This window comes from Proteus sp. fly-1013 (assembly GCF_040140245.1).
In the GTDB taxonomy this organism is placed as follows: domain Bacteria; phylum Pseudomonadota; class Gammaproteobacteria; order Enterobacterales; family Enterobacteriaceae; genus Proteus; species Proteus mirabilis_B.
In genome coordinates this window covers 282104-298369 of the sequence record NZ_JBEEWD010000002.1, presented here as the reverse complement: position 1 = coordinate 298369, position 16266 = coordinate 282104, and the positions used below count along the sequence as shown (strand labels likewise).

Sequence of the window (16266 nt, the reverse complement as noted above, 5' to 3'; positions counted from 1 at the left end):
TTTCCCCCTTTAGTCATACAAAAATGCGCTGTTGAACCAGCGCATTTTTATTTCATCTAATAAGCTTATTGACCTTCAAACTAAAGGGATCAGAGCCTCTAATGTTGCTCTTGGCGTCTGTTTAGTATCAACCTTGATATAGGCACTTTGCTCATCAGCCATAATCACAACTTCATTAACACCGGGTTGTTGCTTAAATAATTGTTGTAGTTGCTGTTGTTGGCTTGACGATAAACTTTCAGGTAATTCAACACGTAAGCTACTGACATAAGAGGGTTGGCGTAATGTTAGGCTAATAAAAAACCAAATAAGACCAATCACTAAACAACCTAAAAATACAATCTGCGCACTATAATGCTGATAAAGCCATCCTCCTAAAATTCCGCCTAATGCCACACCTAAAAATTGGCTGGTGGAATAAATTCCCATTGCTGTGCCTTTATAACCTGCTGGTGCTTCTTTACTGATTAATGAAGGAAGAAGCGCTTCCATAATATTAAATCCAATAAAGAAAACTTGAATACCCGCAATAATTAACCACAGGCTAGAGCCTGAAATAATCAAAATAACTTGAGCAATAATAAGTAAGGAAATACAGAATAAGAAAACTTGTTTCATTTTTCGTTTCTTTTCTGCATAGATAATAAAAGGAAGTACAGTAATAAAGGCAATAAGCATGGTGACTAGATAAACAACCCAATGTTTTTCTTTCGCTAAACCTGCGCTACTCATAACCAGAGGAAGTGCAACAAATGCGGCCATTAATAAAGTATGTAGTGAAAAAATACCTGTGTTCAATTTAAGAAGTTGTGCATCAAATAAAACCTTTTTTACGCTACCACGAACAAAACCAGATTCTCGATTAAGAATATGGTGTTCACTATTCGGCACAGTAAAAAGCGTAATAATAATGCCACCAAAGGCGAGTAGGGCAATTCCCCAAAACAGGCCATGTAAGCCAAAAATATGCGTTAAAATAGGCCCTAAAACTAAGGCTAAAGCGAACGTTATCCCAAAGCTAATACCAATAAATGCCATTGCTTTTGTTCTATTTTGTTCTCGTGTTAAATCTGATAATAAAGCCATTACCGCAGCTGAGATAGCTCCCGCTCCTTGCAATGCTCTACCAATAATAATGCCGTAGATATTGTCACTGAGAGCCGCAATTAGACTACCAATAATAAAAATAATTAAGCCAAAAACAATCATAGGTTTTCGACCAAATTTATCAGAGAAAATACCAAAAGGAATTTGGAATATAGCTTGTGTTAATCCATAAATACCGATGGCTAATCCAATAAGAGATTCTGTTGCGTGTTGTAATTGAAGCCCGTAGGTGGTTAAAACTGGGAGTACCATAAACATGCCAAGCATGCGAAGAGAAAAAACAGTGCCTAGTCCCCATGTTGCTTTGCGCTCTAATGGGGTCATTTTATTATCATTCATGGATTACCTCGTATTACTGATATCCCCATTGTAATGACATTTTCTAGTGAGGTTAATCAATAAATGGGATACAAAAAAGACAAAACTGTACTGATATCATGCGAAGTCGTAAAAGAGATAAAAAAATACCAGTCAGAAGGCTGACTGGTATTTAGGTTACTTTAATAAATACATTATCTTAGATACGCAAGAACCGCTTCTGTTGAGCTTGTTGGATCAACAGACATCATTACGCTTAATGAAGTGATTGCGACAATAGAGAAAATAAATAATTTTCGTGCCCACACAATATCATTGGTTGCTTTATAACCTGATAAAGCCATGCCTAACCACCAAATACTGACGGCTGAAGCCACAATCAGGTATTTATAGCCAGCATAACCAACTAATGTCAGCATTAAGGTTGCAATCATAAACGCCAGAATATAAAGAATGATATGGCGTTTAGCGACTGAAATCCCTTTAATTACAGGTAATACAGGGATATTTGCAGCTTGGTAGTCTTTAAAACGGAAAATAGCAATGGCATAAGAGTGAGGCATTTGCCACAAACTAAAGATAAGTAATAGGATTGCCGCACCTGCATCAAATTCACCGCTAACGGCACAATAGCCGATAACAGGAGGTGCAGAGCCAGATAAACTTCCAATCAGTGTGCCATAAACAGATTTACGCTTCATGTAGAGGCTATAAACCCCAACATAAATAATAAAACCGAATACAGCGATAAACATTGCAAGTGGGTTGGCTGCTACATAGAGCAGCACAACACCTGCAATACCTAATACTGAGGCATAAATCAGGCTAATTCGAGGGTCAATTAATCCTTTAACTAATGGACGGTTCTTCGTTCTTTCCATGATACGGTCAATATCACGGTCAATGTAGTTGTTAAAAACACAACCAGAAGCAACGACCAGAGACACCCCAAGCAGAGTCGCGAAAAATAGGGAGTAATCAATCTCACCTTTAGAAGCGAGCAGAAAACCACCTATTACAGAAATTAAATTTCCGAAAATAATTCCTGGTTTGGTGACTTGTAGGTATTGCTTAATCATAGCGACAACTCTTAATCCATCATCATATTGATGTTCAGGTTGTACATAATCCACAACGAGCCTACGACAACAATGCCGATAATAAGCAGTGTGAACAAGAATGCGACGACGTTCCAGCGCTCTTCTGATGACGTATTCATATGCAAGAAGCAGACTAAGTGAACCACAATTTGCACAACTGCCATACCGACAACAGTCCATAGAATTGTTGCTGGTGTCGCTGTTCCTTCCATCACCATCCAAAATGGAATAACGGTGAGGATAACAGACAGAATAAAGCCAATCAGATAAGACTTCATGCTGCCGTGGCTTGCGCCTGAAGGAGAAGTATTTGGATGACTCATTACATCGCTCCCATCAGATAAACTACGGTGAACACACAGATCCAGACAACGTCAAGGAAGTGCCAGAACAGACTTAAACAGCTTAAACGAGTACGGTTAACTTCAGTTAAACCACGGCGAGATACTTGGATCATCATAATAACAATCCAAATTAAACCCGCAGTTACGTGAAGACCGTGCGTTGAAACTAATGCAAAGAATGCAGATAAGAATGCACTGCGATCTGGGCCATAACCTTCTGCGATTAGCTCATGGAATTCGTAAACTTCCATGATGACAAAACCTAGGCCAAATAAGAAAGTAACAAATAACCACAGATTAACTTGGCTAACGCTACCTTTGTTCATACTCAGCATAGCGAAACCAAAAGTGATACTACTAAATAGCAGTAAGAAGGTTTCAACTAAAACAAACGGTAAGCTAAAAATTTCTTTACCTGAAGGACCATCCGCAATCCCGTTAACAAGCACCGCATAAGTGGCGAATAAGCTGGCAAACAGGATAAGGTCGCTCATTAGGTAGATCCAGAAGCCGAAAACTTTCGTCGCTCCTGCATCGTGGTGCCCATGATGCTCATGGGCGTTTGTGTTATTTACAGTTTGAGTAGACATTATTTCACACCTGCTTTTTTCAGTTCTTCATAATGCTTATTCTCGAGAGCTTCAATTTCAGGTACTTGGACATAGTAATCCACATCTGTATCAAAGCTTTTCACGATCCAAGTGACAATCATGCCAGCGAAACCAACGATAGCTAACCACCAGATATGCCAGATCATGGCAAAACCAAGTACTAAGCTAAATGCTGAGATAATCACACCAGCGCCTGTATTTTTAGGCATATGGATTGGTTCGTATTTAGTTGGGCGCTGATAAGCTGTGCCTTTTTCTTTCTGATCCCACCACTCATCACGCGTTTGAACATTAGGTTCAACGGCAAAGTTATAGAAAGGAGCAGGTGAAGAAATTGACCATTCAAGAGTACGTCCACCCCACGGATCTCCCGTTAAATCACGGTTTTGATCACGGTCACGGATACTTACGTAGATCTGGACAACTTGACAAGCGATACCAATAGCAATCAGTGCAGCACCACCCGCAGCAACCATCAGCATTGGATGGAATTCTGGGTTGATGTTTTGGCTGATACGACGAGTCATACCCATAAAGCCAAGAATGTACAGTGGCATAAAGGCCATAAAGAAGCCGATAAACCAGAACCAGAATGCACGGATACCCCATTTCTCATTCAGTGTGAAACCGAATGCTTTAGGGAACCAGTAAGTCATACCAGCGAAACAGCCAAATACCACACCACCAATAATAACGTTATGGAAGTGAGCAATTAAGAATAAGCTGTTATGTAGAACGAAGTTTGCACCCGGAACGGCTAACAGAACCCCAGTCATACCCCCAACAGAGAAGGTGATAAGGAAACCGATAGTCCACAGCATTGGGCTTTTATATTCGATACGGCCTTGATACATCGTAAACAGCCAGTTAAAGATTTTAACCCCTGTTGGTATTGCGATGATCATCGTGGCGATACCGAAGAAGGCATTGACGTTAGCGCCAGAGCCCATGGTAAAGAAGTGGTGTAACCAAACAATAAATGACAACACGGTAATAACGACAGTTGCGCCAACTAAAGAGGTGTAACCAAATAACCGTTTTTTAGAGAATGTTGCTGTAACTTCAGAAAACACACCAAATACTGGCAGGACAAGGATATAAACTTCTGGATGACCCCAAGCCCATACGAGGTTGATGTACATCATCATGTTACCGCCCATATCATTGGTAAAGAAGTGCGTACCAAGATAGCGGTCTAAAGTTAACAGCGTAATAGTGACTGTTAAAATTGGGAATGCAGCGATAATCAGGACGTTAGTACATAAAGCAGCCCAAGAGAATACTGGCATTTTCATCATGCTCATACCCGGCGCACGCATACGCAAGATAGTCGCGAAGAAGTTAACCCCTGTTAGAAGCGTACCAATACCGGATATCTGTAAACTCCATATCCAATAATCGACCCCGACTCCTGGGTTATATTCCAGACCAGAAAGTGGCGGATAAGCTAACCAACCTGTTTGTGCGAATTCACCAATACCTAAAGAAAGGTTGATAAGAACCACACCAACAACAAAGAACCAGAAGCTCAATGAGTTAAGGAAAGGGAAGGCAACATCACGAGCACCAATTTGTAAAGGTACAACGAGGTTCATCAGACCCACAACGAAAGGTGTTGCCATGAAGAAAATCATGATAACGCCGTGTGCGGTAAAAATCTGATCATAGTGATGAGGTGGTAAGAAACCTGCTTCGCCAGCAGAGGCGAGAGCTTGTTGGCTTCTCATCATAATCGCATCGGCAAAGCCACGGAACATCATGACCATTGCAACGAGGATATACATAATACCAATTTTTTTATGGTCAACGCTGGTTAACCATTCGGTCCACAACCATTTCCATTTACGAAAATAAGTTAGTGCGCCAACAACAGCAAGCCCACCAAGAACAATACCGAGTAAAGTAACTACGATAATTGGTTCATGTAGCGGGATTGCATCAAGAGTTAATTTTCCGAACATGCCTTTATTCCTCTGCTCCTGCATGCGCCGCATGGCTCATGTTCATATTCATTGTTGCATCAGCATGTGCTGTCTGATTGCCACTGGTGTGAGCGCCATGACCTGTGTGACCAAATTTAGAAATAGTCTCTTGGAATAGCATTGGCTTCACGCTTGAATAGTAGGTCACTGGATTTTTCTGGCTTGGTTTAGCAAGTTCATTAAATGCAGCGGTCGTATTTAACGTATCTGACGATTGTTTGACTTTTTCAACCCACGCATCGAAACCGGCACGATCAGGTGTCGCAATCGCTGTAAATTTCATATCAGAGAAACCGTGTCCACTATAACTTGCTGACATTCCTGGATATTCACCAGGTTCATTAGCAATTAAGTGCAACTTAGTTTGCATTCCTGCCATCGCATAGATTTGCCCACCTAAGCGAGGGATAAAGAATGAGTTCATGACAGAGTCAGAAGTGATTTTGAAATTAACAGGAACATTAGTAGGGAAAGCCAGTTCATTAACTGTTGCAATACCTTGTTCTGGATAGATAAATAACCATTTCCAATCCATTGAAACTACTTCAATGGTGACAGGTTTTTCTGTGGACTCTAATGGTTTGTAAGGATCAAGCTCATGGGTTGTTTTCCATGTGATGCTCGCCAAAATCACAATGATGATAATTGGCACAGTCCAAACGACGAGTTCAATTTTATTTGAGTGAGCCCAGTTTGGGCGATAGGTGGCTTTAGTATTGGATTCACGGTAGCGAAAAGCGAAAACAATCACCATCAGTATTACCGGTATCACAACAATTAACATTAAACCAAGCGCAATGAGGATTAATGTTTTTTGCTCAGCGCCGATAGCGCCTTTGGGATTCATTAACGCCATATCACAGCCACTTAATAGAAGAGCTGCTGCTAATAGCGAGAGTGTCCCAATACTTTTTATGTATTTCATAAGTCTCATCCAACGACCCAAATGACAAAGGTTCTATTGTTGTTTCATCAGTATCAGTAAGGACATTTTACGGTAAGGTTGCGACAGTGTAAACAATTGTAATGGTAAGTAAGTGGTTGGTTAGTCTTTTGTGTTAATGTGATCACAAGTAATCAAAGTATTAAATAAATGTTAATTTAATTATTGCGTATTAACTATAATTTCATAAAGTACCATGTTTTTAAAATAAATACATATTTTTACAAATAAAAATTCAATAAAAAGTGTAAGAAAACGTATTCTGATTAAAAAAGTAACAAATTAGAGGTCGGAGGAGAGTTGAGGGGTGAAATCCTTTTTATATTGATGTTTAATATCCATATTTGATGCTTGTATGATTTTTAATATGGGTAATTAGTGATTTGATGAATGTTTATATCCAATGAGAAAAATTTTCATTAAGTGATAAAAAGAGGTTACAGCGAATAAAAATGCTTTCGCTGTAATGAAAATTAACAATTAGCGATCAAAAATTATATTTCAGGCTATATACAATGCCGTCTTGCAGAAAATCTTCGCCTAGCTTTTTATAAGCATAACGATATTGAATACCAGTGGTAATAGAAGTCGTTGGATGCCACCAAAAAGCTAAAGCGCCATTAAACCCATTTTGCCCGCCATTGCCATATCGCTCATGACGGCTAAATTCCATTTCATGCCAATTGCTAATACTAAAATTTTGATTAGTAATGGAAAAATCATATCCAGCAACCCAGCCAACGACGTAGCCATTATTTCCTGAATAGTAAGTTTGATCGACATAATGGAGCGCGACAAATGGTTTAAACCATAAATTATCAATTTGTGTGTTATAGCCTAAACCGTAAAGCGTATTAACTTCATGGAAGTTGCCATTGTTTTCTTTACCCGGAAGTGACCATGTACCGTAAACGTGTCCGTATAGATTGAAATGACTTTCACCTAAATAAATGCGGCTTGTTGCTTTAACGGTATAACGTTGATTATCACCCGGTTGTGTTTTTCGAGGATTAAATGGATTTTCAAGATCAAAAAAGCCGTAAAACTCACCCCATGAAAAGTTAGCGCCACCTTCAAGTTCTAAATAGGCAAAATCATCTTTATGAGAGGATTGCCCTGTTTTGTGTGTTGTGTGAGAAGTCCAATCAAGATAGTTGATACTGGTATTAGCGAAACCACCTAAATAACTAGCTTGGGCTGATAAAGAAAGTGTACTTGCGATGGTTAATAAAAATGTTTTTTTTATCATGAATAATCTCAATTAAATTTAATGAAATAATTTTGCGGTGAATTTATTTTTTAATATATTTTGAAACTATAACCCATTAAATCTCTATTTGTAGATCATAATATTGAAAATATGATCTATTTCTAGAATATTAAATTGATAATTAAAAGTGAGAATTTTAGTATTGTTTAGTTTATTTTTATAATTTGATCTTTTTTGAATGAATTAAGTATTTGGTGATTGGCTTTTTTGGCAAGAAAAAAAGGAAGTAAAAGAGGAAAGAAAAAAACGTGGGGAGGGGCGCGTAAAAATACCTCACGACACAGGAATAAAGGGATAGTATCATTAACCAATATTCGTTTTTATCTTACTTGGAATTTTCATTGTGACCTCATTTGCTGAACTTAACGCACTTCCTGCTGAACAACTCGCTAACCTTAATGAATTGGGTTATCTCACTATGACTCCAGTTCAAGAAGCTGCTTTGCCCGCCATTCTTGAAGGAAAAGACGTTCGCGCTCAAGCAAAAACAGGTAGCGGTAAGACAGCTGCTTTCGGTTTGGGACTATTGCAACACATTGATGCAAAACAGTTTAATACTCAATCACTTATTTTATGCCCAACGCGAGAACTTGCTGATCAAGTTGCAAATGAATTACGTCGTCTTGCTCGTTATCTTCCAAATATCAAAGTATTAACGTTGTGTGGTGGCGTTCCATTTAGCATCCAGCGTGATTCATTGATTCATGCTGCACATATTATTGTTGCAACACCGGGTAGATTGCTTGATCACCTAAAAAAAGAAACTGTTACTTTAGATGATGTGAAAACATTGGTATTGGATGAAGCAGACAGAATGTTGGATATGGGATTTTTTGATGATATCAACGACATTATTTCTCGTATGCCAACCGCACGTCAAACATTACTCTTTTCTGCAACTTGGCCAAATGAAATTGCAGCAATTAGCCGCAAAATTCAGCAAAATCCAGTAACTATTGAAATAAACTCTGTTGATGAACTTCCTGCGGTTGAACAGCAGTTTTATGAAATCTCTCGTCATGGAAAAATAGGATTACTGCAAAAGCTTTTAAGTCGTGAGCAGCCCGCTTCTTGTGTCGTATTTTGTAACACGAAACGAGATTGCCAAGATGTGTATGAAACACTGACAGAAAGCAACCAAAGTGTACTTGCTCTACACGGCGATATGGAACAGAGAGAGCGTGACCAAACACTTATTCGCTTTGCTAATGGGAGTTGTCGTGTATTAGTGGCAACAGATGTTGCGGCTCGTGGGCTTGATATTAAAGCGTTAGAAATGGTGATTAACTACGAATTATCGTGGGATCCTGAAGTTCATGTTCACCGAATTGGTCGTACAGCGAGAGCGGGTGAAAGTGGATTGGCTATTAGTTTTTGCGCACCAGAAGAAATTCAGCGTGCTAACGCTTTAGAAGAGATGCTTCATATGAAGATAAATTGGCTACCAGTACCAACTGGGCTACAAATTACGCCTCTTGAAGCAACAATGGCAACATTATGTATTGATGGTGGTAAAAAAGCGAAAATGCGTCCAGGTGATATTTTAGGCGCATTAACGGGCGATATGGGTTTCAATGGTGCCGATATTGGCAAAATTATGATTAACCCAACGCATGCTTACGTTGCCGTAAAACAATCTATCGCCAAACAAGTTTGGAAACAGCTGCAACAAGGTAAAATCAAAGGTAAAGCAGTAAAAGTAAGATTGTTTAGATAAATTCTCTTTATTAAGAATGCAAAAAGGACAGCTTAAGCTGTCCTTTTTTATGGTACATAGTCTGAGAAAGCAATAAAACTAATATGCTGTTTTCTTAAGGGCTAAATAATCTAAAATTGTGCCAAAGATAAGGCTTATCGCACCAATAATAACACCGTATAAAAAGAGTGTTGAAGCCCAAGAGCTTAATCTATTCGTATCTATTGATTGAATAAAATCAACAGACTGGAACATTTCTAAAGTTGGTAGTGAATTTGTAATAACAAGAATTAAACTACAAATAAAGAAGAGAACGGTTAGCATCAAACCATAAATAGCAAAACGGTACTGCTTAATAAATAAAGTTCTCCTGAGGAATTCACCCGTTTTTTGCGTATAAATAAGTGTGTTTTTCGAAATCAACAGCAAAATAAGACCGGGGACCGAAGCAACAATAGAAAAAAGGTAAAAGGCTTCCCAACCGTGACTTTCAACGTACCAACCGGCAACTGGGCCAACATAAACACGACCAATGGCTGAGAGAGCTGAAAGCAATGCAAACTGTGTAGCTGAAAAGGAGAGGTGGCAAAGTGTCATTAATAGAGCAACGAATGCAGCTGTACCCATTCCGCCACAGATATTTTCAAATGCAACTACTGCACCCATGCTATAAATACTTTGCTCAGAAATAGCTAAATACCAGTAACCGATATTCGAGCCACCTTGCAAAATACCAAAAATCATCAGTGCTTTAAATAAACTCCAACGGCGCATTAATAAACCACCTAATAATGCCCCAACAATAGTGGCTGCAAGCCCAAGTGTTTTATTCACTAATCCTACTTCACCAGCATCAAATCCAGCACCACGAATAAGAAAGGTGGTACTTAAACTTAAGGCAAAGGCATCACCCATTTTATACAACACAATAAGCAGTAAAATTAGCCAAGCATTATTACGAGAGAAGAATTCATATAAAGGCTCAATAACCGCTTCATAGAGTGTACGTGGCGGCTTTACGGCAGTTTCTGGCTCTTGAGCAAGTAATGTGGCAATAATACCAATACCCATTAAGGCAGCCATTAACCAATACATGTTTTGCCAGCCAATATATTTATCAGCCAACCAAAGTGCCATTCCTCCAGAAACAAGCATAGCTATGCGATAGCCTAATACAGAAACCGCAGCACCTGTACCACGCTCGTCTGCTTTTAGTATATCTGTTTTATAGGCATCAAAAACAATGTCTTGTGAAGCAGAACAAAAGGCAACAATGACCGCTAAAGAGGCAAGCCACCATAAATGATCATTAGGATTTAGAAATCCCATTCCTGCAATGCCAATCACTAATCCTATTTGAGTGAGCAACATCCATCCTCGGCGACGGCCAAGAAAAGAAGGGGTATAGCGATCCATAAAAGGCGACCAAAGGAATTTAAAAACATAGGCTTGTCCCACCAATGAGAAAAAACCAATGGTTTTTAAATCGATATCTTCTACTGTCATCCATGCTTGTAATGTACCAGCTGTTAATGCCAGCGGTAATCCAGAAGTAAAGCCAAGTAATAGAAGAATAAATGATTTATACCAAGTGGTTTGTTTGAAGGCGGGCTGAACCATGCAAAAATTCCTTTCAACGACCTGTTTGAGATAACAGGTCGTTTATTCTAATAAAATTAACGGGCGTTAGATTTGATAAATTGACTGACTGAAGCGTCTTTTGCCATATCGCTAACGAGTTCACTTAAGACATTGTTAATCGCAGCGGCAATTTTCTCATTAGTTGCACCAAATGGACCTTGAACATTGTAGCTAGTACGGAATGTTTTGGTATTAGAACTGCCATTCGGTAAGGTGACGATAATTGAAATATCCGCTTTCGCACTGATATTATGACGAACACTGCCTTCTCCCACTTCTGCATTGAGCTTATTGATAACAATAATCACATCAGCAGAAGCCGGAGAACCCACCATAAAACCGCGGGCTGTCATTTGTTTTTGTAAAACTTCTTGCATTAAAAATGCAATGTCACGAGTTGGAACAAGGACTTCTAATTTACCGTTGCGGTTAATTTCCGCTAGATTTTTGGATGCTCGCTTGTCTTGGCTTGAGATATTCAGTGAAATTGGGCGCATTGTTGGATCAGCCGCAGGAACTGACATCACAGGCTCAATAGATAATTTGTTACTAGGAGTTGCACAACCTGAAAGCAGTGTTAATGCAAAAACAGCACAGAGTAAATTTTTAATCATGAGGTAATCTCGGTTAAATATGTCTGTTATGTTAACAAGTAGAATAGGCTTCAAACTTTAGCCTATCATACCACTGCTGATAGGTTGCTAATATCCCTTTAACGAACGAAATTATCTGATTTTATCAATTGATTTTATTTCAAATTACTCTCATTTTTACTCATATATTTGACAATATTCGGTCAATGGTTTTACTCAAGATGAAAAATAAGCGATTATCGTCAGCAAAATTAAAAAGAATAAGCCCATCATTTTGTATTGATAAAGACTAAATCAATATAGTCTGGTTGACTTGTTTTTTATTCACCATGGTATAAAGGCTAGAGTATTAGGGGCAGAGATGATCCGTGATGATATTGAGAATAAGCTGATTTCACGCTTTTCACCGCATTTTTTACAAGTAATAAACGAAAGCCATCGCCATAATGTGCCCGAGGGCTCTGAAAGCCACTTTAAAGTCATTATCGTTAGTGATGATTTTAATGAAAAACGTAGTGTTTCGCGCCATCGTGATGTGTACCAAACATTAGCTCATGAAATGGAAAATGGTGTTCATGCATTAGCATTGCACACCTTTACTTTGAGCGAATGGAATGAACAGCAGGATAAAGCATTACGCTCTCCTGGGTGTCGTGGCGGAAGCCAAGAAGATTAACAACCTTATCGTTAATCGTGAGTAAATAGATCCTAAGATGCGTATTTTTTGTTCTTTATAGAGGAAAAAAGGGGCGAGTTACTCGATTTTATGAAAAAATTGAGGAATAAAACGGCTCTTTCTCGACTCAACCCCTCTAGATCGTTATAATGTCGCGTCTAATTTTCAGTAAGGTTTCGGGATGCTTCTGATATCAGGGATCCTCGTTTTTTTAAATGTGGCGGCCCCGGTTCTGAAAGGAAAATAAACCTAAACATGTCAATATCATGTTAGTTTCCTTTAAAGTAGACCGAGCACTAAAACTTATTTTGAGGTAACAAGATGCAAGTTTCTGTTGAAACGACTCAAGGCCTAGGGCGTCGTGTCACAATCACCGTACCAGCCGCTGATATCCAAACTGCTGTAGACAGTGAACTGAAAAAAGCTGCTAAAACTGTTCGCATTGATGGTTTCCGTAAAGGTCACGTTCCAATGTCAATGGTTAAACAGCGTTACGGTATGTCAGTACTGAATGATGTTCTGGGTGACCTGATGCAGCGTAATTTCATTAACGCTATCATCGAAAACAAAGTAAACCCAGTTGGCGCGCCTGACTACAAACCAGAGCAATACAAAGAAGGTGAAGACTTTGTTTACTCTGTAGAATTCGAAGTTTTCCCAGAAATCGAACTGAAAGATCTGGAAAGCATTGAAGTTGTAAAACCTGTTGTTACTGTTAAAGACGAAGACGTTGATAACATGTTAGAAACACTGCGTAAGCAACAAGCAGAGTGGAAAGACAAAGACGGCGAAGTTGCAGCAGAAGATCGCGTAACTGTTGATTTCAACGGTTCTATTGACGGTGAAGAATTCGAAGGCGGAAAAGCTGAAGATTTCGTACTGGCAATGGGTCAAGGTCGTATGATCCCAGGTTTCGAAGAAGGCGTTATCGGTCATAAAGCTGGCGAAGAATTCACAATCGATGTGACTTTCCCAGAAGATTACCACGCTGAAAACCTGAAAGGTAAAAAAGCACAATTCGCTATCAACCTGAAAAAAGTTGAAGAGCGTGAACTGCCAGAATTAACTGAAGAGTTCATCAAGCGTTTTGGTATTGCTGATGGTTCTGTTGATGGTTTACGTGCTGAAGTACGTAAAAACATGGAACGTGAACTGAAAAATGCAATCCGTACTCGTGTTAAATCACAAGTTATTGATGGCTTAGTTAAAGCAAACGAAGTTGACGTACCAGCAGCCGCTGTTGACAGCGAAATCGAAGTTCTGCAACGTCAAGCAGCTCAACGTTTTGGTGGCGACGAGAAACAAGCTCTGCAATTACCACGTGAACTGTTCGAAGAACAAGCTAAACGTCGTGTAATCGTTGGATTACTGTTAGGTGAAGTGATCAATAGTAATGAACTGAAAGCAGAAGACGACCGTGTGAATGCACTGATCGACGAAATGGCTTCAGCTTACGAAGATCCATCAGAAGTTGTTGAGTTCTACAACAAGAACGAACAACTGATGAACAACATCCGTAATCTTGCGTTAGAAGAGCAAGCGGTAGAAAAAATCTTAGCAAATGCTAAAGTAACTGAAAAAGAAACTAACTTCACTGAACTGATGAACGAAGTTCAAATGGGTTAATTCTTAACCGCGAATATCGGTTTTAAGCAAAAACCCGTGGTTTTTACCACGGGTTTTTTTCAGTTTGTATATATTTATCAAATTTTGCCTTGAAATTTGAGCGATTATCTCCAGATAATTCTATATTCTCTTTATCACTCCTCGCGAGGCGCCTTGAATGTCTTGTGAGAGATTAGATCATTAGAAATGGTCATGATCAATTATCTCAAGTAAAATTGTTGTCATTGGCACCAATAAGAATGCAATAGGAGACAGACATGTCATTTAACGACACACAGGAACAATTCGCACCTAATATGGCTCTGGTGCCGATGGTTATAGAGCAAACTTCGCGAGGAGAGCGTTCTTACGACATTTACTCACGTTTATTAAAAGAACGTATCATTTTCCTGACTGGCCAAGTTGAAGATCACATGGCTAATCTTATCGTTGCTCAAATGCTATTTTTAGAAGCAGAAAACCCAGAGAAAGACATCAACCTGTATATCAACTCACCAGGTGGCGTAATTACTGCGGGTATGTCTATCTATGACACCATGCAGTATATCAAAGCAGATGTGAGTACAATTTGTATGGGGCAAGCGTGTTCAATGGGCGCTTTCTTACTATCTGCTGGTGCGAAAGGTAAACGTATTTGCTTACCTAACTCTCGTGTGATGATCCACCAACCGTTAGGTGGTTTCCAAGGTCAAGCAACAGATATTCAAATTCATGCTCAAGAAATTTTGAAAGTAAAATCCCGTATGAATGAGCTAATGGCTCAACATACAGGTAAATCTATTGAAGAAATAGAAAGAGACACTGAGCGTGATCGTTTCTTATCCGCTAACGAAGCGTTAGAATACGGATTAGTGGATAAAGTCTATACTCAACGTAGCTAATCATTACACGTTGTAATAGCAACTGAATTAATACGTTTCCTTTGTTGGTCAATGACGCAAAGGAAGCGGCTATCAATATTTATGTAAAAAGACTTTCTTCTTCTTATAAATGATAAGAGGAATAACTAAGTGAGGTTGACTGATGACAGATAAGCGCAAAGATAGCTCAGGGAAGCTTCTGTATTGCTCTTTCTGCGGTAAAAGCCAGCATGAAGTAAAAAAATTGATTGCTGGTCCGTCGGTTTATATCTGTGATGAATGTGTCGATCTTTGTGTTGATATCATTCGTGAGGAAATAAAAGAACTGGCACCTCATCATGAACGCAGTGAATTGCCAACGCCACATGAAATCCGTAAGCACCTTGATGACTATGTTATCGGTCAGGAATTGGCTAAAAAAGTTTTGGCTGTTGCCGTTTATAACCACTATAAACGTCTGCGTAATGGCGATAAAGCCAATGGTGTTGAGCTAGGGAAAAGTAATATTTTGCTGATTGGCCCTACTGGTAGCGGTAAAACGTTATTAGCAGAGACATTAGCACGCTACCTTGATGTTCCTTTTACTATGGCAGATGCCACAACGCTGACAGAAGCGGGTTATGTGGGTGAAGATGTTGAAAACATCATTCAAAAACTGCTACAAAAATGCGATTACGATGTGCAAAAAGCACAACGTGGTATTGTTTATATTGATGAAATTGACAAGATCACTCGTAAATCTGAAAACCCATCAATCACTCGTGACGTGTCTGGTGAAGGTGTACAGCAAGCATTATTGAAATTAGTTGAAGGTACTGTGGCTTCTGTTCCTCCTCAAGGCGGACGTAAGCACCCACAACAAGAGTTTTTACAAGTAGATACTTCTAAGATCCTCTTTATCTGTGGTGGTGCATTTGCAGGGCTCGATAAAGTTGTTGCACAGCGTTTAAATACACATTCAGGTATTGGTTTTGGCGCAGAAGTTAAAAGCCAGAAAGAGAAAGCTAGCGAAGGTGAATTATTAGCCCAAGTTGAGCCAGAAGATCTGATTAAATTTGGCCTTATCCCTGAATTTATTGGTCGTTTACCTGTTGTTGCAACGCTAGGCGAATTAAGCGAAGAAGCATTAATCCAAATCTTACAAGAACCTAAGAATGCACTGACTAAGCAATATCAGGCATTATTTAAATTAGAAGGTGTGGATTTAGAATTCCGTAAGGAAGCGCTGACTGCAATTGCGAAAAAAGCGATGGTACGTAAAACAGGTGCTCGTGGTTTACGTTCAATTGTTGAAGCAGCATTACTTGATACGATGTATGACCTTCCTTCATTTGAAAATGCAGAAAAAGTGGTCATTGATGAAGGCGTTATTAATGGAAAATCTGAGCCTCTGGTTATTTATAGCCAACCAGAAAATCAGGCTTCAGGTGAATAATGCATCGTAATTTGGCAATGTCTCTTGTCTGACATTATCTAGTTTTCTCTCAAAATAAGAGAGA

Annotated in this window: 14 protein-coding genes; 5 read left to right on the top strand and 9 right to left on the bottom strand. The window is 39.2% G+C overall.

Annotated elements, in window-relative coordinates; genetic code table 11:
* Positions 1-75: 75 nt before the first annotated feature.
* From ABN236_RS05255 to ABN236_RS05225, 7 genes are all read right to left on the bottom strand, one after another.
* Positions 76-1446: an MFS transporter gene (locus tag ABN236_RS05255; protein ID WP_088493687.1), complete on the bottom strand. Its 1371-nt coding sequence runs from the start codon at positions 1444-1446 to the stop codon at positions 76-78.
* A gap of 173 nt (positions 1447-1619) precedes the next feature.
* On the bottom strand, positions 1620-2504 hold the full coding sequence (gene cyoE, locus ABN236_RS05250) for a heme o synthase (protein ID WP_069368580.1): 885 nt from the start codon (positions 2502-2504) through the stop codon (positions 1620-1622).
* Between the two features lie 11 nt (positions 2505-2515).
* The gene (locus tag ABN236_RS05245) at positions 2516-2848 is read right to left on the bottom strand and encodes a cytochrome o ubiquinol oxidase subunit IV (protein WP_006535101.1); all 333 of its coding nucleotides are present in this window, start codon (positions 2846-2848) and stop codon (positions 2516-2518) included.
* Positions 2848-3459: a cytochrome o ubiquinol oxidase subunit III gene (locus ABN236_RS05240; RefSeq protein WP_036932890.1), complete on the bottom strand. Its 612-nt coding sequence runs from the start codon at positions 3457-3459 to the stop codon at positions 2848-2850. The genes ABN236_RS05245 and ABN236_RS05240 overlap by 1 nt, the downstream gene beginning before the upstream one ends.
* The gene (gene cyoB, locus ABN236_RS05235) at positions 3459-5441 is read right to left on the bottom strand and encodes a cytochrome o ubiquinol oxidase subunit I (protein WP_088493686.1); all 1983 of its coding nucleotides are present in this window, start codon (positions 5439-5441) and stop codon (positions 3459-3461) included. The genes ABN236_RS05240 and cyoB overlap by 1 nt, the downstream gene beginning before the upstream one ends.
* 4 nt (positions 5442-5445) lie before the next feature.
* A complete protein-coding gene (gene cyoA, locus ABN236_RS05230) occupies positions 5446-6396 on the bottom strand; it encodes a cytochrome o ubiquinol oxidase subunit II (protein WP_088493685.1) in 951 nt (316 codons plus the stop codon).
* A 496-nt stretch (positions 6397-6892) separates the two neighbouring features.
* Positions 6893-7654, bottom strand: coding sequence for a nucleoside-specific channel-forming Tsx family protein (locus ABN236_RS05225; RefSeq protein WP_088493684.1), 762 nt, complete (start codon positions 7652-7654; stop codon positions 6893-6895).
* A gap of 364 nt (positions 7655-8018) precedes the next feature.
* Between ABN236_RS05225 and dbpA the strand changes: the two genes are divergently transcribed.
* Positions 8019-9392 (top strand): ATP-dependent RNA helicase DbpA, encoded by a 1374-nt coding sequence (dbpA, locus tag ABN236_RS05220; RefSeq protein ID WP_088493683.1) that lies wholly within the window; start codon positions 8019-8021, stop codon positions 9390-9392.
* Positions 9393-9470: 78 nt separating this feature from the next.
* On the opposite strand, the gene ampG is transcribed toward dbpA, so the two are convergent.
* Together ampG and ABN236_RS05210 are read right to left on the bottom strand one after the other, a co-directional pair.
* Positions 9471-10991: a muropeptide MFS transporter AmpG gene (ampG, locus tag ABN236_RS05215; protein WP_088493682.1), complete on the bottom strand. Its 1521-nt coding sequence runs from the start codon at positions 10989-10991 to the stop codon at positions 9471-9473.
* A gap of 56 nt (positions 10992-11047) precedes the next feature.
* On the bottom strand, positions 11048-11626 hold the full coding sequence (locus ABN236_RS05210; protein WP_349473523.1) for a YajG family lipoprotein: 579 nt from the start codon (positions 11624-11626) through the stop codon (positions 11048-11050).
* A gap of 340 nt (positions 11627-11966) precedes the next feature.
* Here ABN236_RS05210 and bolA point away from each other — a divergent pair, with 340 nt between their 5' ends.
* From bolA to clpX, 4 genes are all read left to right on the top strand, one after another.
* Positions 11967-12281, top strand: coding sequence for a transcriptional regulator BolA (bolA, locus tag ABN236_RS05205; protein ID WP_075671985.1), 315 nt, complete (start codon positions 11967-11969; stop codon positions 12279-12281).
* Between the two features lie 321 nt (positions 12282-12602).
* Positions 12603-13907 carry a trigger factor gene (gene tig, locus ABN236_RS05200; RefSeq protein ID WP_023580863.1) on the top strand — a complete coding sequence of 435 codons (1305 nt, stop codon included), beginning with the start codon at positions 12603-12605 and terminating at the stop codon, positions 13905-13907.
* A 257-nt stretch (positions 13908-14164) separates the two neighbouring features.
* Entirely contained in the window at positions 14165-14788 is a 624-nt protein-coding gene (gene clpP / locus ABN236_RS05195; RefSeq protein ID WP_100159251.1) for an ATP-dependent Clp endopeptidase proteolytic subunit ClpP, read from the top strand.
* Between the two features lie 142 nt (positions 14789-14930).
* Entirely contained in the window at positions 14931-16202 is a 1272-nt protein-coding gene (gene clpX, locus ABN236_RS05190) for an ATP-dependent protease ATP-binding subunit ClpX (RefSeq protein ID WP_194951868.1), read from the top strand.
* The last annotated feature ends 64 nt before the right edge of the window (positions 16203-16266 follow it).